The following is a 21322-nucleotide window of genomic DNA, read 5'->3' as shown; positions in this document are numbered from 1 at the left end:
CATAAGGAAGCCGCTGCAAGGCTCCTGCAAGTCATCGGTTTTTCTATGATCCTGGCCTAAGTGGTTAACCCCATCCTAGGATTATCTCCTGTGCATTAATAACAGCTCATGCAGGTAGCATTTCCGGATTTGACCGTCAAATCCTTCATCCATGAGCCGACCGATACAATGGAATAATCCTTGCCGCTCTTTCTCCCCCATCATTCGATGATCCGAATAAGTGGATAGCAGATCTAGGTACTGCTGCCGGTTATATACTTCCTCCCTGACATAAGTTCGCCTGACAGGTGGATCGAACCATTCGTTCGATTCTGCCCCGTAGGTTTCAGGCTGGAGTTCTTCGATCCGGGGAAGGGTGAACTTGTTTGCCTTGTTTGCCTTGTTTGCCTTGTTTGCCTTGTTTGTCTTGAACTGCTCATAACACAGCTGTACTTGTTCAAAAAAAGCCTGATCCCCTCCCGCCACATGATGATACCGAATAATGGCCAGATGACCGCCCGGGCGCAGCAGAGAGGCAATCTTTTTAAACCGAACCTCCGGATCTAACCAGTGAAAGGCTGTCGCTACGACTACAAGATCATAAGTAGCTTTAGAAGGTGCTTCCCATTCTTCAAAAGCTCCAACCTGGATATCCACATTTCTGAACTTGGCCAGCTTATGCCGCGCTACCAACGCCAGCTCTTCTCCCAGCTCGACTGCAGTCACCCTGCAGCCCCGTTGAGCCAAATGAAGGGTAGCCTTGCCCGTACCGGCGGCGATTTCGAGCACATCAGACCCGGAGTGGCATCCGGATAGCCGAAACAGCTCTTCAAACAGCTCTTCCGGATAATCATTTCGTGCACGATCATAAAGCTCCGCTACCTCGTTAAAGGTCTTTTTCAATTCTTCGGCCATCACACACTCTCCTTTTAAAAAAAACTTATGACTAACACTGAGGAACGGTTTTATTTGGTAAAATAATTGTTTACATAATATTTATTATGTTATCTATCTCGTGTGATATTTTACCAACTAGAAAATGTAAGTCAGGGAGCTTGTATAGAATACCATTAATTGTGTAGGTTGACAGCACCTTTTTTATTCTCTCTGGATGAAAAAGAGCCCCGATTTACGGAGCTCCGAATCCTATCTAACTACCGAATTTTCCAATCATTTTTCCATCTTTATCTTCGATTGAACCAGATTGTTCATCTGTTCATCCGCTACTCGCAGAGCCGTGTTGATATCCGCCTCTTTCTTTAAAACGCTTTCATAAGCGTCAATAACGATTTTATTCGTATCACTGCCGGTATACACCGGTGGTTTATTAACGGACGGCTTCAATCTAGGGATACTGCTGAGGTTGTAGGTTTTGCCCGCAAATTCCGGAATGCCTTTGCCGAACTCCTGTTTGACCTGCTCATTGGCCAGCACGGACATCTTCCCGTTCCGGGCCATATTGAGCTGCACTTCGTCCGATAAGATGGTTTCTATGACAAGGAAGGCGGCATCCTTGTTTTTACTGCTTGACGTGATAGAGAAATTCGGCGTATCCACCCCGGTACTGTAACCCATCTTGTCTTTATGCTGCGGATACGTTACCACATCCCAGTTCACATCAGGCGCTTTGCGAAGCGCATTTAACGTACTGCTGTAGCCTGCAATCATAGCAAGCTCACCCTTAAGAAAGGCAGCCTGGTTATTTCCGAAATTGATCGTATTGAACGGTTCGTCCGAGTTACCCGGATAATTGTAAATATAATTCCACAGCTCGAAGGCCTTCTTCCAAGGCTCCGTCGCCATGATCGATTTATTATCCTTGTCCATTTGATACAGATTGATTTGAGCGGCCATACGAGCCACTCCATCGGGGAAGAAGCCGCGGTATTGGATGCCGTCAAAATTCCTGGTTATTTTTTTGCCCAAATCGCCGACCTCTTCCCAGGTCATTCCGTCTTTGGGGTAAGGTACGCCGAATTTGTCAAACAGCGTTTTATTATAAAACAACGCGAACGCATTATTGTAAGCAGGCAGTCCGCCTAGAAAATCGCTCCTTCCATTCACTTTGATATAATCCAGAAATTCAGGGATAATCCGGTTCAAGTCGAGGTTGTACTTCTTGATGAGAGGGTCCATATTGTACAGGAGGTTCAGATCTTTAAGCTGAGGGAGTGTGCTTCCATAACCCATCACAATATCGGGGATATCACCCGCTGTAATCAGTTCGTTCAACCCGAAGCCTTTTTCCGATGTGTTGATATACTGAACCGTAATGTTTGGGTACTTCTTGGCTAAAGGATCCATAATATAAAGCTTTAACTCCTCATCCGTGAACAATCCCCTGCTTCCCGCCAGCTTAACGGTAACAGGATCTGAACTAATTTTCGGCGGTGCGGTGCTGTCCTCAGTCACTTTGGTTCCTCCGCCAGTACATCCGGATGCAATAAGCGCAGCGGCAGCCAACATCATACCAGATCGTTTCCATCCATATCCTCTCATCGGTTTAGACCTCCCTGTATTGATAAATAAATAGGAACTTCTTAGTACTTATTCTACACAGCATGAAAAAACGCCACTATGGAGAAACCCCATCTTCATATGGAGAAAAGAAGGGAAGTATAGCGCTTTCATTTTTTATTTATATCATTAATTGTTAATATCATTAACTATATATCGCTGATGTGAAAGAATAATCTATGAATCTACGAGCTGCTGAGGGGGTCCTCAAACGAAAAACAGGCTGCCTTCCAGCAGCCCGCCTTCGCCACGATTATTAATGTAATTAATTATTTTTTGTTTTTGGCTGTCCATTGAAATGGCATTGTATCAAAGAACAAATTCGGGTTGACCGGAACATTATGTGCCCAGAATGTGAAATGCAGATGCGGTCCCGTAGAGAAGCCTGTCGATCCGACAAGCCCTATAATATCGCCCTTCTTCACCTTGTCTCCCGTCTTGACCCGCAATTCCGACATATGAGCATATTGGGAAAACAAGCCCATTCCATGGTCAATATAGATAGAGTTCCCCGTCAAATAGAGATTGTCCGCCAAAGCCACAACGCCATCATTGGTCGCTTTAATGGGAGTCCCCTGCTTGGCGGCCAGATCGAGCGCCAAATGCGAGCCGCTGAGCTTCCCGTTTACATAGCGGGTGTGGCCGTAAGGTGTCGTAAGCACCCCCTCGACCGGTTTCAGGAAAGCGGAATCGAATAAAAATTCAGGCTGCGAACGGCTTCTTGCCGCATCAATTTTGACTTGGTCTGCTTCGATTCGTTTGGTATCCTGCCTCATGCTTTCCAGCTGTTCTGAGACCTGAAGATACTGCTTAGGGAAATTTTGGCTAGTGACCTTCAAGATTTGATCTCCAACAGGATAATCTCCAGGCTTCATATTGGCTGGAATCGGTAAATAGGTGAAATAACCTGCGCCAAATGGCTCCAATGAATAACTCTTGCCCTGCCATTCCAGCTTATCCGGTTTATTGTGGCGAACAAGCACAGCGTCTCCCTGATTGACGGTTTCAGGCAGCAGCAGCCATTCCGACTGAAAAGCGAGCTTGGCTTGATCCAGGGAGGCATACAGCCGGGATTCCTTGTTACGCTGCTCAAGCAGAAGCTTTTCTTGGGTCAGAGCTTCCTTAACAGCTCCCGTAACTTCCGAATGCCAGCTGGCACCGCCATCCGTTGTGAGCAGCAGCTTGCTCCCCGCCTCCCCGGTATCATTGACAAGCGCCCATCCTACCCGATCCGTCATGAACTGGAGCTGCTTTACAGGATATTCTTTTGTCTGAACCACAATAGATGACAAAACCTTAGGCTCCTTCAGAAAGCGGAACTCCCCATTCTCCGAACCTTCGGGCGAAACGGAGGCCGGTACAGCCGTCATCTCTGACAAGGTCCAGGATTCGCCGCCATTGGTCGTTTCCATTACGTGATCTTCATACCTTATCCACCCGTGAAACAGATCCGTCATGGCAAATTCAATCGGCAGCTTCACCTTCGGAGGCTGTGGAGCCGTCTGCTCTTGCGGACGAAGCGGGAGTACCCAACGCTCCCCGTCCCATAAGGAATACACCGCTGCACCGGCCGCCGATACGGCAAACAAGCTCAGCAGAAGCAGCCTATACTTTATTTTCCTTGCTTTGTGAGCAGCGGTTCGACTGTTATGCTTTTGCACCACCAATTCCCCCTTTCTCTATGTGGTGGTCTCATGCCCAAAGCCTTTCTACGTTCTCCAATTTATTTCCATCAAAGGTTAACTTATAAATATCCGGCATCGACATCTGTTCCCAAAATTCGAACCCGTAGGCTTCGTTATAGTAATTCATTATGATCGTCATGATGTTTCCGTGGGTCCCCAGGACTATGTTGTTCCCCTTCTGCTCCTCCAGCAGCTTCTCAATGACCGGAATCGCTCTTTCCTGTGCCTGACGGGTTGACTCCCCGCCTTCGAGTGCGTAATCCTTGTCTTCGAAGGATCGGCGGATAGCCTCCAGCAATACGTCCCATGGCGCCTTTGTATCCAACCCTTTGATGGGCCGCTCGATCAGCCCGTCATATTCGATGACCGGGATGTTTGCTTGCTCTGCCAACGGCTGAACGGTTTGTATAGCCCTGGTATACGAGCTGGACGCAATATAATGGACCTCAATAGTTGAGAAAATACTTGCAACTCGTCGAGCCGCTGTCATGCCTTCCTCCGAAAGGCCGCGACTCTTTTCTTTACCGAATTCAAATGGGGATTCCGCATGCCTTACCATATACAAATTCGTTCTCATGTTACCTCCTGCAAACAGGGTATCCGAATCGAAAGAGCAAAATATGCATAGACAGGAGCGTTATGTCGGCCGTTTTCATCGCTCGATCGGGCTTGCCGGCTCCGGTTTCTTCCGATGATGTCAAAGCGACCTACAAGAATGGCGTTCTGGAAGTACGCATGCAATTTCGAAACCGGTATTTGGGAAAGACCAGGTTAATCTGATAATTTGGTCTTTTTTTGTCATTTTTCGTTCCGGATTGAATACTTACTTCTCCCCTAGCTGTGGAATTTCCTGCCATGTTGAAGTTTATTCTATTATTCATCCAGTTTGGAACCGTTTTCCCGGGCATTTGCGGAAAAATCGTCGGCCTCTTCCCTGTATTCACCCGAAAGCATATAGTACATCAGCGATGATGTAGGAGGCCTCAGAATGGGATACAGGAATAAAGTAAAATTCAAATGGGGGAAGCTGGGAAAATATCGTTTTATGAAAAAATACAGCTCTATCCGTCCCTACTTGCCTGATACAAGGCTTGCAACGAAAGCGAATATCGGCTCTATGCTGGAAAAATACGGTACGGTTTATTTAAAGCCCGATGAAGGCGCCTCCGGCTATGGAATCTATAAGCTGACCAAAAAAGGAGATCAATACATTTTGCGGAGCGGTACAACGACAAGGTATTACCATTCTCTCGATGCGGCATACCGTCCCCATCACCAATGGTTCACCCGTTACAGATATGTCGCACAGCAAGGAATCCGGCTCCTACAACATAACAAGAGGGCCTTCGATCTTAGAATTATGGTACAAAAGAACAAGGATAAGCAATTCGAGGTGACCGGGATTATTGGCCGCTTGGCCAAACAAGGGAAAATTGTTACTAACTTTCATAGCGGCGGGACACCCCTGCCTGTCGAGACCCTGCTCTCCTCCCACCTAACGGGAGACGAGCAAGCCTCCTTTATTCAAAGCATGGAGCAAATCGGCAAGGAAGCAAGCATTGTGCTTGGACATAGCTACCGCAGCAATAAAGCGTTCGGAGTCGATATAGCCATTGACAGTGACATGAAACCCTGGATTCTCGAGGTGAATACAAGACCGGATACAAAGATATTCCGAGCCTTGAAGGATAAAACGATGTACCGGCGAATCATGCAGTATGCCAAATATTAAATCCTTCAGCATCAGCCCAGTGTCTCTGTTTAGAGCATTGGGCTGATTTTGCTGCATCCGCGTTTACGACTATCTGGAAACGGTCAAGCCATGGCAAATGATACGAATGGAGTATGCCAAGTATTCACTTTTTTTGGAAGCTTGGTATAAATAATTAATACAGCACGGGAATAGACTAAAGCATTACTTCACTAAGCGAAGGAGGCACCAGCCTTGTTCATCTATACCGTACAGCCGGGTGATTCATTGTATAGGATCAGCATAAAGTACGAAATTGACTTGGATCGGATTCGACTGGCGAACGGACTCTCCCAAACCAATATCGTTCCGGGCCAGGCACTCCTGATCCCTCTCAACGTATATACGGTGCAGCCGGGAGATAGCATGTATTCTATCGCCAGAATGGCTTACGTCCCTTTCCAATCCTTGATCAATGCTAACCCTTCTGTCAATCCCAACGAATTGATGCCAGGTATGAAAATAACCATTCCCGACATATCCAATTACTATATTACTGCATTAGGTTATTATGCCCTTCGTTCCCCAGCCTTGGACCAGGCATTAATCAACGATTTTGCTCCGTATGCTACGTTCATCTCCCTATTTGAATATCACTTTTCATCGGATGGCTCTTTAAACTTTTTAGATGATTCAACGGCTATTCAAACAGCTTGGAGCCGAAGGGTTAACCCGCTGGCTACCATCACGAATTTGACCGAAACGGGGTTCAGTACCGAACTCACACATCAGGTATTAAATAATCCGACAGCCAGAAGCAATCTGATTAACAATATTTATTCGATTGTAACAACGAGAGGCTACGCAGGGGTCAATATTGATTTTGAAAGAGTTGCCGCGGAGGATAGAGATTTGTTCTCCGGATTTCTTCGGCTTCTTAAGGAGCGGCTGCAACCAGAAGGGTATTGGATGACAATAGCGGTTCCTGCCAAAACAAGCGACGATATCCCTTGGCTGCTGGGCTACGATTATGGTGCCATCGGTTCGGTAGTCGATTTAATGTTTATTATGACGTATGACTGGCATCATGCAGCCAGCGAACCCGGGCCTGTAGCCCCAATCGATGAGATACGAAGAACTATAAAGTATTCGCTGCAATATGTAAGAAGAGATAAGCTGCTAATCGGCATCCCCTTCTATGGATACAACTGGGAAGTCCCCTATCAGCCCGGCTCTATAGCCCAGGCACTATCTAACCAGTCAGCAGTCGAATTGGCCATGCGCTTCCAAGTTCCCATACAATATTCTACTACATACCAGGCCCCTTATTTCGAATATGTCGACGAGAACGGTCAGCAGCATGTCGTATGGTTTGAAGACGCGAGAAGCGTCAGCATGAAAATGCTGTTAATCCGTGAGTATACGCTTCAAGGGGTGGGTGCATGGCAGCTCACCTTAGGCTTTCCGGAAGGTCCTTGGCTCTTAACCAACTTTTTCAGAGTCAAGAGGGTATGAGTTGTAAGCTGAAGGGGTTCCTCGAGCGTATACCGTAGTTTAACGGCGGGAACGTTTTTTGAGTTTCGTATTATCTTTCTTTTGAATTTCAGGCTTCTTCTTGTCAACGAGGCTGATACTGGTCATACGCCATGGAGACTGCGCTATATCCCGGCTGAAAGAAAAGCTGAATGTTCTTCCTTGCTTCTGTAGTCCTTTCCTTTCCATAGTGACCGATAATTGAAGATCCGCTTTCAGGGCGGAAGGATCAGGTTCGATTTCCGGCTTTGCCGTATTTCTTTTTTTCTTTGTCTGTTCTTTATGGACTTGAATGGACAACAAATCTTGCAATTCAGGAAGAACTTTATCCATGCTCTCTTTCGGTACTCCTTCCGAGACCCTTTGGATAATTCCCGTATCCTGATGATCTAACCCTTCGATAAAGCTTTCTGCAAGGATTCGGGGAGAAGCGGCAGCCAAAAAGGTATTCAGCTCGCCTGCAGACTTATAGACCATCAATTGATGAGCCAGATCCGGGTGGTGCGATTTATGGGTTGTACTGTCCAGAAAGTGAACGCAGAAATGTCCTGAGAAATCATTATCGGGAATCCCATCCCCGCCGTGAGGCATTCCATTCATGGAAGCGGCAATCCATTCCTTGCCGGAATGGACCCATATCGCTTTGCGCTTCCAGCTCCAGCCGGAATGATATATTTGTTTCATTATGCTGGTATCCTTCTTGCTTATCGGCTGAACATCCGCGTGAGCGCTCCCGGCCCTGCGTTGTACTCGAAATGTCAACCCGGTTTCCACGTCCGTAATGGAAAATATGCTCTTTCTGGGAAATATCCGCTGGGCATCCTTCCAGGAAACAAGCTTGCCATAGTGCTGTCCTCTAAGCTGCATCGCATATTGCTTCAAGGTCTCTGACGCTTTATTCGGGAGGACCAGGTGTTTCGAACGCTCCTCGTCCCAGAGGGCTCCGGAAGCTTCCAACCGGAAATGGCGTTCTGGCTGGGTACGGACTACCACATACATATCCGTGAGTCCCGCAGGTGAGGGACCTTCTTCATAGCGCCCCTTTTTAAACGCTTGGGCTATCCCTTCATTGCGGATATCAAGTCTGCTCTCTATTTCAGCGTCTGGTGCCGTTCGCACGATAAGGCTGATAACGGGATCGGCTTGTTTTTCTTTGAAAAAAGCCATGGAGGGATGCCCACATAGCAAGGAAATCAACATTAAAGGAAGAAGTGCCAGGATCAAACGTTTATACAGCATGGAACCATTACCCCCATTTGGTAAGCCTAACATTGATATGTTTATCATTTTCAACAAAGGGCCGGGATATGTATTCCAATGATGCAGTCTCGATCCTCTGTCTGCTGCATATTGCCCAAGAGAATCGATCAAAGTGTCATGATGGAATTTATTGGTGCATAGAATATAGCGAGGACCTCCTCCTTGCAGTCAACGGGAACAGTCAAAAAATAGACCATCAACTGATTCATTCAGCTGGTGGTCTATTTTTTGGAATCTGTTCTAGCTCCATCATGGGCCTATCGGTAAAGGAGCATCCGGCTTAAGCAGCTTCGATACGGTCACAAATTCCGCTTCCTTCGTCATGTCCGGGTAAGATTCCTTCAGAACGGAGGACGTGTTCTTGCCTGGACGGCCTACATGGCCTATGGCAATGCACTGATCCTGATGCTTCAATAAATCGAGTATTCCTCTCATCTGTTTCTTGATGCTGGACTTACTCGTTCGATCGTCCAGGAAAAGCTGATTCTCCAGTACCGGGACGCCAACCTGCTTCCCTACTTCAGCTGCAACACTCCAGTAATTCGTCTTGCTGTCGAGGAAAAACAGTCCCTTCTCCTTACAAATTTGCAGTACAACCTTCATTACCCGTTTATCCGCGGTAGCCTTAGAGCCCATATGATTGTTAATCCCTACTGCATAGGGTACATCGGTTATGGCTTCAAGCACTCTTTGGCGGATTTCATCCTCGGATTGCTTGGTAGTAATAACGCCTGGCCCTAGAGCGTCATGATTTGCTTTAAGCGGCTCCATGGGCAGATGAATCAGTATGTCATGACCAGCCTGATGAGCCCGTTCCGCATCCTGTCGGGTCGTGGGAAGAAACGGCATGACGGCGACCGTCAAAGGAAACGGCATGGTCATCATCTCTTCGGTCCCCTGCATCCCGTTGCCCAGGTCATCAATGACAATAGCGATGCGTTTACTCACAGCGGAAGCTTGCGGCTCTTCGCTTGCTTGCACCGTATGCAGCGGGATGACCATGAGGATCATCATCAATGGCAGCCAGAACTTGCAATACTTCATCCTTAGCCCCTCCTTCCTCCTGGCCAGCTATTTTATTAACATGTCTCAAACACCGCCGTTTTATTTAGATGGACTTGCCCGTTTAATTCCTAATCGTGTGACCTTGTCCTACATCCAGTTCCTTGAAGCCTGCCATCCCACTCAGCTTGTAGTCGATAGCCCTATTGCCGCCAACAAGCAGGATGTTGTGGAGATCCGTCTTCTTGTTGCCGGGAAGCACAAATGCTTTCACATAAGTAGCCGTTTCTTGAAGGGTCGTATGCACTGCGTTGATCAGTTTATCTTGACTGGCTTTCCCCATCAGATTCAGAATAAACAGACCCCGGCTCGTCAGCTTCTCCATAACCATAGAGAAAAATTCCAAGCTCAACAGGTGGACGGGGGTTCCCTTTGGATTAAACGCATCAAGAATCACGTAATCCCATGCATGGGATTCTTGAGTGCTGAGCAGCTGTCTTCCGTCTCCAATAAGAACATTATCGTAAGAGTACCTGAAATATTGTCTGCTCAGCTCCACGACAAGACGATCGACCTCCGCAACGGTAAAGCTCTTATCGGGATAATGCCCTGCAATGGTACCGATTCCGTGACCAATCACAAATACCCGGTGAAACTCCGAATTATTAGCCTCCATCAAATGGATGATCGCTCTTGGATATTCCAGTACGATGCGCTTCGGATCCTTCAAATCCATTGCTCCCTGTACGGCATGATCGGAGAACTGGCGGCAGCGGAATTTTCCTTTCTCACCGTACAATTGAGTAGTTTCGTAAACACTGACTTCACTATAATCACTTGTTTCCTTTAGCAGCAGCTGCAATGATTAAACCTCTTTCGTTCGATATGTATGATGTTTTAATGTCCATAGCTATGAGCGTCTTCACTTAAATACTGCATAATTGCAATTGCCATAAGAAGAAGTGCCATCGAGATGAGACTTAACCCCATCCACTTCATTCTGACCGAGTTAGCCGAAGAGCTTCGCAGTAAACAGAACCTTACTCCAACAGCAAGGATCAATACAATTATTAAGGCGAACCAGATAAGGTCCATCATGAACAAGCTCCCCTCTTCAATGATTTCAGTCTCCCCTATGTATACATTCTAAATATGTAAAAATAGAGATAGACACAATAGATCTATCTCTGCTCTGATACAATTCAGTTATCATTTGGGGCCAAATCGTTTGGCATTCCGTTCACGAGCGCGTTCGATTTCCACTTCGCGGTTCCGCGGATCAGCATTAGTTACCAGCGAATCCAGCAGCTTTTTGGCTGCAGCAGCCACTTCCTCCACGGCAAGCTGGAAGGCTTCCTCGTTGGCTTTGGACGGCGCTGTAAATCCGGATAGCTTTCTGACGAACTGAAGCGAGGCCGCTTCAATCTCATTCTCGGTGGCAGGCGGGTCAAAATTAAATAACGTTTTGATATTTCGGCACATAAGGCTCTCCTTTTATCTTGCTTATGATGCCATTGTACTATTATTGAATCGCTTTTGCATCCATATAAATAACTTCCCACAGGTGACCATCCGGATCCTGAAAGCTACGGGTATACATAAAGCCATGATCGACAGGCTCCTGGGATACGCTTCCCCCCAACGCCAGCGCTTTGTCCACAATGCTATCGACATTTTCCCTGCTGCTGGCAGATAGAGCCATGATCACTTCACTGCTCTTCGCCGTATTTGCAATTTCCTTACTCATGAACGTCTGGAAAAATTCTTCTACCAGAAGCATCACGAAGGTGCGGTCGTTGATCACCATGCAAGCCGCATTATGATCCGTAAATTGAGAGTTAAATTCAAACCCGATTGCCGAGAAAAAATCGATCGCCCGATTCAAATCCTTCACCGGTAAGTTGACAAACAGATTATCAGATGTTAAAGCCATCTTAATCCCACCTTATTAAAATTTTTACTATAGGTAAACTTGAAAGAAACTTAGGAACCATGTTCCTGATAGATATTACTTTACCATTAAAGTGCGATCGAGGTTTCTTATGGATTGCGGTATTGGGCAAAAAAAGCACTCATAGTTTCAATGAGCACTACTTGTTGCTGGCATTAGCACAAGTCCAGCAATTATCTTCTTGCTCCAAAATATTGCAATACTACGCTAGCTGAAACCATTTATTGGGAGGGGAAGGTTTTGCGTACGAATCCAAATGACGAACCCATACTGCCGGTTCTACATAGCTAAAGGCACCCTCTGTTTGGGTTCCCTTTGTTATTCCTTACCCAACACATCAAGGAGCTTTTCGATATGCTCCCAATTGAATAGCTGCTTTATTTCGTTAAAAACCTCCTCAGCATTATGGGTCATACCATTCTCGATCCACCAATTTAATACTCCTAGAGTTGCTCCGGCAAAAGCTTCAAGAACAATTTCAGAAGAGGTAGAATTTTTTTGAGGTTCAATGAGAATATGTTGTTTCATTCCCGTAGTCATTTCTTTTCTTATGACATACCTTAATGAGTCCCTTTCTTCTACCAATAGCTGAGAGAATAATCGGTTATATTTAAAAGCGACAGCATATAATTTTGAATGAAACTCTTCAATGTCACCCTCCAAAAAATGAAACTCCTCAGCAATTCGTTTTAATGAATAAGCCATTAAATCATATTTGTCATTAAAATGGGTATAAAATGTAGCACGATGTACCATCGCTTCTTCACAAATTTCTTTCACAGAAATGGAATTGAACGAATGGCGATTCATTAAAGAAAGTAAAGCTTGAGAAAGAAGCGTACGAGTTCTTTTTACTCGTAAGTCTTCTTTTTTTTCTTGTTCCATATACATTACCTCGTCTCTGTATTGTTAATCGACAGTTCCGCTATATTGTTCATTGATAAACTTAATTATACACATTAATATATAGGCATCAACAGTAAATAAAATATACAGCCGTCTAAAAAATATTTATAGATTTTCAGAAAAAGGAGAGCATAAGGATGGACAAACAGCTACAATCTCATCAAACAAAAGAAGGCAAAGCCATCATTATCGGTGGAGGCATCGCTGGCTTACTGACAGCCCGTGTTCTTTCTGACTATTATCAGGAAGTAATGATTGTAGAGAGGGATGAATTACCTCAAGGGCCGTCTGCTCGTTCAGGTACGCCTCAAGCCTTTCACCCTCATCGTGTATTAACACGCGGGAGCATGATTATGGAGTATTTCTTCCCTGGCTATGTCGATGATCTGTTAGCTCAAGGGGCTCATCCCACACAAAATGAGAAAATGAGTTTATTCACTTTGCATGGGTTAGTGAAGACTTCTACCCCTGAAAAAAATGCATCAAGTAGTCGAGCATTATTAGAGTGGACATTCCGCCAACGGGTACAAAAGATTTCGAATATCCATTTTCTTTCTGGACAAGAAGTGACAAGTCTGCAAACATCAGCCGATCACAAGCAAGTAACTGGTGTTCATATCAAAGAACGAAGTGAGCAGAAACAAGAACGAACCGTGGCGGCTGATCTGGTAGTCGATACAAGCGGACGTTCCTCCAAACTCATTAAGTGGCTTGAAGCCATGGGTCTTGTTGTACCCGAGCCAGAACGTTTAATAGTGCATCTTGGCTATAGTACGCGCTATTACCGAGTACCTCAGCACATTAAAGAGAAATGGGGAAGTGTGATTTCGGAAGCGCAGCCTGTTAAAAGTATTGGTACGGGTATGCTGGGGTATATTGAAGATAACATGGCCCAAACGTTACTGTTTAGTGCGGGTGGCGCACACTATCCTTCAACAGACCCGGAAGAGTATGACCAAGATATGCTTGCATTAGCTAGCCCTATGCTAGCGGAAGTGGTCAAAGAGCTGGAGCCGATCGGCGTTCCGCGAGGCTATCGTACACCCGAATCGGTTCGTCAACACTTTGAACAAATGGAAGATTGGCCATCTGGATTACTAGTTGCAGGTGATGCGTTTTGTAACTTTGACCCGATCCATGGACAGGGGATGACCGTAGCTGCGATAGAAGCTGAAATGTTAGACATTTGCTTGAGTGAACAGCGTCATAGCCCTCAACCAAACTTTGAACGCAAGGTTCTGCAGCGCATGCAAGAAGCGATTGAACCGGCATGGTGGCTGAGTTCGGTTTCGGATTTACGTTGGAAAGGTGTCACGCATGTCGGGGCTGAGCCATTAAAAGGTGTGTCATTTGCGCAGAAATATTTCGATTTGTACGTCAAACGGGCTGTGAAACTGGCGAACGAGGAGAATAATCCTTCTCTGTTCTTACAGTATTTTATGATGAACACTTTAGTCCTTTCACCACGTGAAATCATCAATCCACGTATGCTGAGCATGTTATTGACGGGGGATGGATCTATAGAGGAGAATCAATTATTAACTGAACTTGGGGACGTTGATCAGCAAAGAATACAAGAGAGATTAGATGAGCTAATACCTTCTTTTTCTTTGGCGTTTGTCGGGTATGATAGATGAATAATAGAAATAAGCAGGCCATGTCTAGATTAGATCCAGTTTTGGCCTGCTTTTTGTGAATGTTGGCGGGGCCCCAATAAAGCAGACCATAGCTACCTGCTGACAGCTGACAGCTGCCCTCATTATGTACTGCGAAGCTGCGCCCTGATCAATTCGACAGCGCATACAGCATGACCGCCCTCTATGACTGGCTAGGCGAAGCTAGCTGCTTGCAAATAAATCAAGATATCTGCTTATAATAGATCACGGTGGCATCCAGCTTCCCGTCGGCCGATTTGGCGTAATCCGGAATTCTCCCCGCTTGTATATAGCCTAAAGAAGCATAAAGATGATTGGAAGGATCCCCTTCTCTCGTATCCAGAACCAATAAGGTTCTTCCCTCCTCGAGAGCACGGCGTTCAGCCGTTTGCATTAATAATCTCCCAATCCCCTTGTTCCGGTAGTCGGGATGTGTCATTAATTTGGCCATTTCGGCTCGATGAAGGCCGTTCTGCTTGGGGCACAGCTGCAGCTGCACCGTTCCGGCAAGCTGTCGGTCCCATAGTGCAACAAATAAGATCACGTTAGGCTCCGTGACATTCCGCCAATACTTCTGAGCTTCCTCATATGCCATCGGAGGCAAAAAACCAATCGATGCGCCCCCATCCACGACATCCACCAGCAGCTTAGATAGTTCATCCACATGTCCCTCAACGGTTGATAAGACTTGAATCTTTATTTGACTGCTCATCCGAATCCTTCCTTTTCCTCAAGATCCACCAAGCCATTCATTCCAACAATATCGAATCTGAGCGATGAATCTATATGCTTCCTTATTGGGGTTGAATTTTGCTAAGAAAATTACTCATTAACAGCGGCAGTGAAATCAAGATCGGAGGATCATCCTGCCGCGCAGGATGAAGCGATACATGCTGATGCGGGATAACCGTATGAGGTCTGACGATGATGGGCTTCTTCGACCGGGTACGCAAGGTGGAATGCGGAAGCAGAAAATCGATGGCACGAGTCCCCCAAGACACCGAAGTGGCCATCAGGTAATAAACGCCCGGCTTCACATTACGAAAGCAGAACGAATCCATAAATTTAACTAACGTACCGTACAATGGCATTCCTTCGGGAATCGGCTTGGCGAACAAGCCTACCAATACAACCCCGTCAAAGGGAACCTCCGCTTCAAATGATCCTGTTATTGTAGAAATAGCACTCAATGCCTGACTCTGCCTGGTCCAATGCTCAAGCCTATGTAACGTGCCTAAATGATCATCGGCTTGCAAAGCGGAATTACGGAATTCGGAGGGAGACACCCCTACTCTCTCGGTAAATCGTGTAGTAAATGTCCCTAGACTTTGTTGACCGATCTCCAACCCGATATCTCGTATGCACATATTGGTAAGCAGCAGCAAGTCCTTAGCCTTTTGCAGCCTCAAAGAAGATACGTAATATAAAGGCGAGAGCCCTATCCGTTCCTTGAAAATGCGCGTGAAATGATAAGGACTGTATCCGGCATATGACGCTAAATGGTTTAAAGGGAGAGGATCATATAAATGTTGATGAATATATGAAACTACCCCGTCGATTTCCGAATAACGCTCCGTACTCACTGCTTTAACCCTCCATTCTTACACAAGAGAACAATTGTTCCTGTAAATCATACCATATTTCATGCAGAATGGAAATACTTGACTATACACTCAGCTCTTCTTTCAAAAATCGGTACAGCCTGAAGCCGGCTGACGTCATGACTTCATACGGCGAACGGGTCATGATCCCGAAGGTCATGTCGATGAGGCTGCCTCCAACCTCTTTAGCAATAGTTCCCGCGGGAAGTGGGTCCAAAGCAATGCCGGGCACCAAGGCAATGCCCACGCCGCTTTTAACATAATGCGGTAAGGCGGTCATGCTGCCTATCTCCATCGTATCGATCGGAACACTCGCCGATTCCTGGAGCACCATCTGCAGTTTTTTGCGATAGGGACAAGTGGCCGAAGTAATAAGCAGTCGATGACCTTGGATATCTCCCGGTTCGATAACCTGTTTTGAAGCAAGCGGATGCTTCTCAGGCAGCAGCATCACAAATCCTTCTTTAAACAAGGGTTCAAAATACAGCCCTGACCCGATATCCGGGGAGGAGCACAGCGCGATGTCGAGCTCTCCCTGCTGGAGTCGATCGCTCAGTACCGGGGTATTTGCGAAATCCACAGATAAGCGAACCTGGGGGTATTGCGTCAGGAACTTCCCGAGCAGCTCCGGCAGCCGGCGGCTCCCTGTCGGCTCCGTGACTCCCAACCGGACATGACCCGCTTCCCCCCGCTGCAAATCCGAAATATTCGTTTGTAAGCTGTCAACCTGCTGAACGATGGACAAGCTCTGCTCGTAAAGCAGCCTGCCTGCCTCTGTCAAGCGGATTTTTTTGCCGCGCTCCATAAGCTGAACACCCAGGTCAGATTCCAGCTTCTGTATTTGCATCGTGACCGTAGACTGAACATAATTCAATTCCTCCGCCGCACGGTTAAAGCTGCCAAGCTTCACAATCATTTGAAACGTCTTCAATGCTTTCATATCCATAATCGTATTGCTCCCGGCTATCGATTCAATATTTTTGAATTTACTATTCAATTCATTCAATTATACAAATATATTAGTGAGCTATACAATAATGAATATACAGGAAAGGAGTTTTGGAGAATGGATCTGAAGCATAAGGTGGCAATAGTGACCGGCGGGGGCACCGGCATTGGCAAGGCAGTGAGTATAGCCCTCGCAGAGAGAGGAGCCTCCGTTGTAGTGAACTATTCTCGGTCCCAAGCGGAGGCAGAGGAAACGGTTCGGCAAATCCGCAGTCAAGGCGGGAACGCAATCGCTATCTGTACGGATGTGTCCCGCGAATCTGAAGTCAAAGAGATGATAAACACAGCAGTGCAGCAATTAGGAGAGATAGATCTGCTGGTGAACAATGCCAGCATAACGAGACACATTCCCATGGATGACCTGGAATCGGCTTCGGAGGAAGTGTGGGACGAGCTGTTTGCCGTGAATGTAAAAGGAATGTTCTACTGTGCGCGCGCGGCCGCTCCCTTTATGAAAAGTAAAAAACAAGGAGCCATCGTCAACCTGGGTAGTATCGCGGGGCACACCGGATTGGGCTCCTCGCTTCCTTATGCTGTGTCCAAAGCAGCTGTACATGGCCTTACGAAATCACTGGCCCGCGCATTATCGCCTTACATCAGAGTAAATTGTATTATTCCGGGCGCGGTGACTACGAGATGGTGGTCCGGAAGAGAAGAACAAATGAAGCGATTGGCACCGAGCCTCCTTTTGCAGCGAATTGCCGTTCCCGAGGACATTGCCCAGCTCATTTGCTCCACTCTGGAGCAAGAGGCCATGACAGGACAGCTCATTACCGTCGATAGCGGCCAAACACTATAATATTTAAGTTTCTTGCGGGAAGCCGACACATTATTCGTTCTATCATTTCAAAACAAAAAAGAGGACTCCAGCATGGTGTCCTCTCCTCTTTGCCTGGCTTCCATTCGCTATCTGCCAGCCCTATCGCCCATCATTAAGATAATTGTGCCGCTATCCGCTCCGCCGCAGCTTGCCCGTTTGCAATGCAGTCGGGAATTCCTACGCCGTAATACGAGCAGCCTGCCAGAATAACATTCGGATAATGGGCCTCCATCCGCTTCTCCAGCGACTTGACGATCTCGTTATGCTTGATATGGTAATTCGGCATCGTTTCATGCCATTTGGTTACTTCATGCGTGACCGGCTTGGATGTAATACCAAGGCTGTTCTTGATGTCCTTCAAGGCGACTTCCAGGAGCTCTTCCTCCGATAGCTGCTGAAGCTTGGAGTATACAGGCTTCAAGCTCTTGTAGAACAGTCTTACTAGCAAATGCCGGTTTTTGGAGGTGTGCTCCCATTTCCTGCTGGTCCAAGTGCATGCATCACAGACAAGCTTGCTTTCCTCCGCTACAATGAAGCCGGTCCCGTCCTGCGGAAGCTGCTCATCGGGAATGTCGAAGCCTAGGTATACGCTGATCAAGGAGTTGTTCTTCAATTGATTGAAATCCTGATCGAGCTCCTCGGAGTTCAGCAGCTTCTGTGATGCGGTGTGAAGAGTGCTCAAAACAACAAAATCAGCCTCGATAGCCTCATGCTGCTCGCAAAGAATCCGGTACCTTCCCTGATTCTTTTCAATTTTTTGCGCTTTGGTGCCCTTCAGCACTTCTACATCGGAGAGCCGGTTCTCCAAAGCGTCTACCAGCGTGGAAACTCCATTTTTAAACGATAAAAACTTTCTGTTACCCGTTCCCTTGAATTTCTGCTTGTTCTCCGAAAGCCCTCGGATAATGCTCCCGTATTCATTCTTATAATCCAGCAAATACGGAAGTGTGGAAGCAATCGTCAAATCCTGCAGCCTTCCGGAATAAACGCCGGACAGGACGGGAGAAATTTGCCGCTCAACAATCTCTTTACCCAAAAAGCTCTCAAGGAACAGACCGACTGAGTCATTCTTGGTAAACGTCTCGTTCTTCGTATAAAAATCCTTTAACGCTTCAACTTTGCCTTCTGCCGATATTAAATTGCTTTTGGCCAAAGACTCTATACTCAATGGAATGCCGAATACGGTATCCTCCGGAATTCGTTTCAATTCTCCGTCAATATATAAGAACGAAATGCCCGTAGCGTTATATACGACTTCCTCCTGCAAATTCAGCTCTTCTATAAAAGGAGCAACGTTGTCCTTTCGTGTCACAATGGAATCCGCGCCGGTTTCCATAATAAACTCACTTTCATAATGAGTATTAATTTTACCGCCTAATTTCTCATTCGCTTCCAGCACAACGATTCGCAAATCGAGGTTGTTGGCCTTCACTTTTTTGTTCAAATAGTACGCGGCGGATAAACCGGTAATCCCTCCACCTATAACCATGGCTGTTTTCAAAGTCATTACCCCTCACTAAACAACTTTAAATATTTGGTTGATCAAAGTATAACATAAAGACGGCAGGTGCAGACAAACCCGGCAGGTTATGGATGTGAAGCTTATTCGACAAAAACTAACGACCGGACTCACAAAACAAAAGGACCGCACCCGGCGGGGATCAGCAGTCCTATGTCTTCTCTATTCAGCTCTTGATTTATCCGTAAAAAGGATGCTCATTCCCCATCAAATAATTGATGATAAAGTACGCCAGCGGGCAAAGAATGACTAGACTAAAGATCACAATGACAAATCCTAGTCCGTCAAATTGTTTCTGCGAGCTCGTTTTAGCCGTTTCCATACGTCCATCCCCCACTCTGTATATTGTTTCGACAGTTATGATTATAAGGAGGAATTACAGGAAAGTAAGTGATGAAAATCACAGCCGCAGGTTAAGTTGAACCATACAGGAAGCCGCTATTTCAAACGATTGGATTTGATTGTTAGGCATGTTTTTATGCTTCCGCATTGAGTTCTAAGCTGCATACCGTATATAATAGACGAGAAATCAAGTTTATATAGAAAAGGTGTCATACATGAGTATATTAAATGTTGAAAGATTAAGTCATGGCTTCGGGGATCGCGCTATTTTCAACGACGTTTCCTTCCGTCTGCTCAAGGGGGAGCACATCGGACTGATCGGTGCCAACGGCGAAGGTAAATCTACTTTCATGAACATTATTACCGGAAAGCTCCAACCGGACGACGGCAAAATCGAATGGTCCAAACGGATGCGTGTCGGGTATCTCGATCAGCATGCCGTTCTGAATAAAGGGATGACGATTCGCGATGTCCTCAAGGGTGCCTTCCAATACTTGTTCGATATGGAACAGGAAATGAACGATATGTACGCCAAAATGGGCGAGGTCTCTCCGGAAGAGCTGGAGCGCCTTCTTGAGGATGTAGGAACGATTCAAGATATGCTGACGAATCAGGATTTTTACATGATCGATGCCAAGGTGGAGGAAACGGCCAGAGGACTCGGACTTACCGATATCGGTCTCGATAAGGATGTCAATGATCTCAGCGGCGGACAGCGCACCAAAGTACTGCTTGCCAAGCTGCTGCTGGAGAAGCCGGACATTCTCCTGCTGGACGAGCCTACCAACTATCTCGATGAGCAGCATATCGATTGGTTGAAGCGTTATCTCCAGGAGTACGAGAATGCCTTCATTCTTATCTCCCATGACATTCCGTTCCTGAACAGCGTTATTAACCTGATCTATCATATGGAGAATCAGGAGCTCAACCGCTATGTCGGCGATTACGATCATTTCTTACAAGTGCATGAAATGAAAAAGCAGCAGCTGGAGTCCGCCTATAAGCGTCAGCAGCAGGAAATTGCCGATTTGAAGGACTTTGTTGCGCGTAACAAAGCAAGCGTTGCAACGAGAAACATGGCCATGTCCAGACAAAAGAAGCTGGATAAGATGGAGGTTATCGAGCTGGCCAAAGAAAAGCCGAAGCCGCAGTTCAACTTCAAGGAATCGAGAACGTCCGGCAAGGTGATCTTCGAGACCGAGGATCTGGTCATCGGTTATGACTCTCCACTATCCCGGCCGCTTACGCTTCGCATGGAACGCGGCCAGAAGATCGCTCTCGTAGGCGCTAACGGGATCGGTAAGACGACTCTGATGCGGAGTATTCTTGGCGAGATCAAGCCCGTATCCGGTTCCGTCAATCTGGGCGATCTCCTGCACATCGGTTATTTCGAGCAGGAATCCAAGGAAGCGAACTACAATACTTGTATTGAAGAAATATGGAATGAATTCCCTTCCTTCACTCAATTCGAAGTACGTGCCGCGTTGGCTAAGTGCGGCTTAACTACCAAGCATATTGAAAGTAAAATTACAGTACTGAGCGGCGGAGAGAAAGCCAAGGTCCGTCTTTGCAAGCTTATTAACCGCGAGACCAACCTGCTCGTGCTCGACGAGCCGACCAACCATCTGGATGTCGATGCGAAGGACGAGCTGAAGCGCGCGTTGAAAGCTTATAAGGGAAGCATCCTGCTCATCTCCCACGAGCCTGAATTTTACCGCGATGTCGTAACGGATATTTGGAATTGCGAGTCCTGGACGACGAAAGTATTCTAGTCATCCCTATGGCCTGTCTATCCTTTTGAGGGTAGGCAGGCTTTTTTTGATGGAATTGAAAAAGCCGCGCTGAGCGCGGCTT

At 46.5% G+C, this 21322-nt stretch carries 20 protein-coding genes and 1 pseudogene; 6 read left to right on the top strand and 15 right to left on the bottom strand.

Annotated elements, in window-relative coordinates; genetic code table 11:
* Positions 1–81: 81 nt before the first annotated feature.
* The 4 genes from B1728_RS07345 to B1728_RS07330 all read right to left on the bottom strand — a co-directional run bounded on the left by B1728_RS07345 (position 82) and on the right by B1728_RS07330 (position 4758).
* The gene (locus B1728_RS07345) at positions 82–894 is read right to left on the bottom strand and encodes a class I SAM-dependent methyltransferase (RefSeq protein WP_079909522.1); all 813 of its coding nucleotides are present in this window, start codon (positions 892–894) and stop codon (positions 82–84) included.
* A gap of 255 nt (positions 895–1149) precedes the next feature.
* The gene (locus B1728_RS07340; RefSeq protein WP_079909521.1) at positions 1150–2478 is read right to left on the bottom strand and encodes an ABC transporter substrate-binding protein; all 1329 of its coding nucleotides are present in this window, start codon (positions 2476–2478) and stop codon (positions 1150–1152) included.
* 287 nt (positions 2479–2765) lie between these two features.
* Positions 2766–4157, bottom strand: a complete 1392-nt coding sequence (locus tag B1728_RS07335) for a peptidoglycan DD-metalloendopeptidase family protein (protein WP_256865268.1) — start codon at positions 4155–4157, stop codon at positions 2766–2768.
* 31 nt (positions 4158–4188) lie between these two features.
* The gene (locus B1728_RS07330; RefSeq protein WP_079909519.1) at positions 4189–4758 is read right to left on the bottom strand and encodes a histidine phosphatase family protein; all 570 of its coding nucleotides are present in this window, start codon (positions 4756–4758) and stop codon (positions 4189–4191) included.
* Between the two features lie 13 nt (positions 4759–4771).
* Here B1728_RS07330 and B1728_RS36730 point away from each other — a divergent pair.
* The 3 genes and pseudogenes from B1728_RS36730 to B1728_RS07320 form a co-directional block, all read left to right on the top strand.
* Positions 4772–4961 (top strand): annotated as a pseudogene (locus B1728_RS36730) (Hsp20/alpha crystallin family protein); the annotation flags it as partial.
* 208 nt (positions 4962–5169) lie between these two features.
* Positions 5170–5913, top strand: a complete 744-nt coding sequence (locus B1728_RS07325; RefSeq protein WP_079909518.1) for a YheC/YheD family protein — start codon at positions 5170–5172, stop codon at positions 5911–5913.
* A 213-nt stretch (positions 5914–6126) separates the two neighbouring features.
* Positions 6127–7386, top strand: a complete 1260-nt coding sequence (locus B1728_RS07320) for a glycoside hydrolase family 18 protein (RefSeq protein ID WP_079909517.1) — start codon at positions 6127–6129, stop codon at positions 7384–7386.
* A 39-nt stretch (positions 7387–7425) separates the two neighbouring features.
* On the opposite strand, the gene B1728_RS07315 is transcribed toward B1728_RS07320, so the two are convergent.
* From B1728_RS07315 to B1728_RS07285, 6 genes are all read right to left on the bottom strand, one after another.
* Positions 7426–8643 (bottom strand): hypothetical protein, encoded by a 1218-nt coding sequence (locus tag B1728_RS07315; protein ID WP_079909516.1) that lies wholly within the window; start codon positions 8641–8643, stop codon positions 7426–7428.
* Between the two features lie 270 nt (positions 8644–8913).
* Complete coding sequence (locus tag B1728_RS07310) at positions 8914–9708, bottom strand: divergent polysaccharide deacetylase family protein (protein WP_079909515.1); 795 nt, start codon at positions 9706–9708, stop codon at positions 8914–8916.
* Between the two features lie 82 nt (positions 9709–9790).
* On the bottom strand, positions 9791–10528 hold the full coding sequence (locus tag B1728_RS07305) for a spermidine synthase (protein ID WP_179135930.1): 738 nt from the start codon (positions 10526–10528) through the stop codon (positions 9791–9793).
* A 347-nt stretch (positions 10529–10875) separates the two neighbouring features.
* Positions 10876–11148: a DUF2277 domain-containing protein gene (locus tag B1728_RS07295; protein ID WP_079909513.1), complete on the bottom strand. Its 273-nt coding sequence runs from the start codon at positions 11146–11148 to the stop codon at positions 10876–10878.
* A gap of 40 nt (positions 11149–11188) precedes the next feature.
* On the bottom strand, positions 11189–11599 hold the full coding sequence (locus B1728_RS07290; protein ID WP_079909512.1) for a VOC family protein: 411 nt from the start codon (positions 11597–11599) through the stop codon (positions 11189–11191).
* Between the two features lie 336 nt (positions 11600–11935).
* The gene (locus B1728_RS07285) at positions 11936–12502 is read right to left on the bottom strand and encodes a TetR/AcrR family transcriptional regulator (protein WP_079909511.1); all 567 of its coding nucleotides are present in this window, start codon (positions 12500–12502) and stop codon (positions 11936–11938) included.
* A 158-nt stretch (positions 12503–12660) separates the two neighbouring features.
* On the opposite strand from B1728_RS07285, the gene B1728_RS07280 reads away from it, so the two are divergent.
* Positions 12661–14160, top strand: a complete 1500-nt coding sequence (locus tag B1728_RS07280; protein ID WP_079909510.1) for an NAD(P)/FAD-dependent oxidoreductase — start codon at positions 12661–12663, stop codon at positions 14158–14160.
* Positions 14161–14380: 220 nt separating this feature from the next.
* On the opposite strand, the gene B1728_RS07275 is transcribed toward B1728_RS07280, so the two are convergent.
* The 3 genes from B1728_RS07275 to B1728_RS07265 all read right to left on the bottom strand — a co-directional run bounded on the left by B1728_RS07275 (position 14381) and on the right by B1728_RS07265 (position 16725).
* The gene (locus B1728_RS07275; RefSeq protein WP_079909509.1) at positions 14381–14890 is read right to left on the bottom strand and encodes a GNAT family N-acetyltransferase; all 510 of its coding nucleotides are present in this window, start codon (positions 14888–14890) and stop codon (positions 14381–14383) included.
* Positions 14891–14972: 82 nt separating this feature from the next.
* Positions 14973–15761 carry a helix-turn-helix transcriptional regulator gene (locus B1728_RS07270; protein ID WP_079909508.1) on the bottom strand — a complete coding sequence of 263 codons (789 nt, stop codon included), beginning with the start codon at positions 15759–15761 and terminating at the stop codon, positions 14973–14975.
* 82 nt (positions 15762–15843) lie between these two features.
* Entirely contained in the window at positions 15844–16725 is an 882-nt protein-coding gene (locus B1728_RS07265; protein WP_079909507.1) for a LysR family transcriptional regulator, read from the bottom strand.
* 120 nt (positions 16726–16845) lie between these two features.
* Between B1728_RS07265 and B1728_RS07260 the strand changes: the two genes are divergently transcribed.
* Entirely contained in the window at positions 16846–17586 is a 741-nt protein-coding gene (locus B1728_RS07260; protein ID WP_079909506.1) for an SDR family NAD(P)-dependent oxidoreductase, read from the top strand.
* Between the two features lie 133 nt (positions 17587–17719).
* Here B1728_RS07260 and B1728_RS07255 read toward each other — a convergent pair whose 3' ends face one another.
* Both B1728_RS07255 and B1728_RS36215 read right to left on the bottom strand, forming a co-directional pair.
* Complete coding sequence (locus tag B1728_RS07255; protein WP_079909505.1) at positions 17720–19108, bottom strand: protoporphyrinogen oxidase; 1389 nt, start codon at positions 19106–19108, stop codon at positions 17720–17722.
* A 196-nt stretch (positions 19109–19304) separates the two neighbouring features.
* Entirely contained in the window at positions 19305–19448 is a 144-nt protein-coding gene (locus B1728_RS36215) for a hypothetical protein (RefSeq protein ID WP_179135929.1), read from the bottom strand.
* Positions 19449–19683: 235 nt separating this feature from the next.
* Here B1728_RS36215 and B1728_RS07250 point away from each other — a divergent pair, with 235 nt between their 5' ends.
* The gene (locus B1728_RS07250) at positions 19684–21240 is read left to right on the top strand and encodes an ABC-F family ATP-binding cassette domain-containing protein (protein WP_079909504.1); all 1557 of its coding nucleotides are present in this window, start codon (positions 19684–19686) and stop codon (positions 21238–21240) included.
* Positions 21241–21322: the final 82 nt, after the last annotated feature.

It is taken from the genome of Paenibacillus sp. 32352 (genome assembly GCF_002042965.1).
GTDB lineage: Bacteria > Bacillota > Bacilli > Paenibacillales > NBRC-103111 > Paenibacillus_S > Paenibacillus_S vulneris.
This window is presented reverse-complemented; position numbering and strand designations above follow the sequence as displayed.

Bases quoted from the DNA above. Each gene is read 5' to 3' on its own strand.
- B1728_RS07345 (WP_079909522.1), bottom strand. From the start codon at position 894: ATGGCCGAAGAATTGAAAAAGACCTTTAACGAGGTAGCGGAGCTTTAT.
- B1728_RS07340 (WP_079909521.1), bottom strand. From the start codon at position 2,478: ATGAGAGGATATGGATGGAAACGATCTGGTATGATGTTGGCTGCCGCT.
- B1728_RS07330 (WP_079909519.1), bottom strand. From the start codon at position 4,758: ATGAGAACGAATTTGTATATGGTAAGGCATGCGGAATCCCCATTTGAA.
- B1728_RS07325 (WP_079909518.1), top strand. From the start codon at position 5,170: ATGGGATACAGGAATAAAGTAAAATTCAAATGGGGGAAGCTGGGAAAA.
- B1728_RS07315 (WP_079909516.1), bottom strand. From the start codon at position 8,643: ATGCTGTATAAACGTTTGATCCTGGCACTTCTTCCTTTAATGTTGATT.
- B1728_RS07310 (WP_079909515.1), bottom strand. From the start codon at position 9,708: ATGAAGTATTGCAAGTTCTGGCTGCCATTGATGATGATCCTCATGGTC.
- B1728_RS07295 (WP_079909513.1), bottom strand. From the start codon at position 11,148: ATGTGCCGAAATATCAAAACGTTATTTAATTTTGACCCGCCTGCCACC.
- B1728_RS07290 (WP_079909512.1), bottom strand. From the start codon at position 11,599: ATGGCTTTAACATCTGATAATCTGTTTGTCAACTTACCGGTGAAGGAT.
- B1728_RS07285 (WP_079909511.1), bottom strand. From the start codon at position 12,502: ATGGAACAAGAAAAAAAAGAAGACTTACGAGTAAAAAGAACTCGTACG.
- B1728_RS07280 (WP_079909510.1), top strand. From the start codon at position 12,661: ATGGACAAACAGCTACAATCTCATCAAACAAAAGAAGGCAAAGCCATC.
- B1728_RS07275 (WP_079909509.1), bottom strand. From the start codon at position 14,890: ATGAGCAGTCAAATAAAGATTCAAGTCTTATCAACCGTTGAGGGACAT.
- B1728_RS07265 (WP_079909507.1), bottom strand. From the start codon at position 16,725: ATGGATATGAAAGCATTGAAGACGTTTCAAATGATTGTGAAGCTTGGC.
- B1728_RS07260 (WP_079909506.1), top strand. From the start codon at position 16,846: ATGGATCTGAAGCATAAGGTGGCAATAGTGACCGGCGGGGGCACCGGC.
- B1728_RS36215 (WP_179135929.1), bottom strand. From the start codon at position 19,448: ATGGAAACGGCTAAAACGAGCTCGCAGAAACAATTTGACGGACTAGGA.
- B1728_RS07250 (WP_079909504.1), top strand. From the start codon at position 19,684: ATGAGTATATTAAATGTTGAAAGATTAAGTCATGGCTTCGGGGATCGC.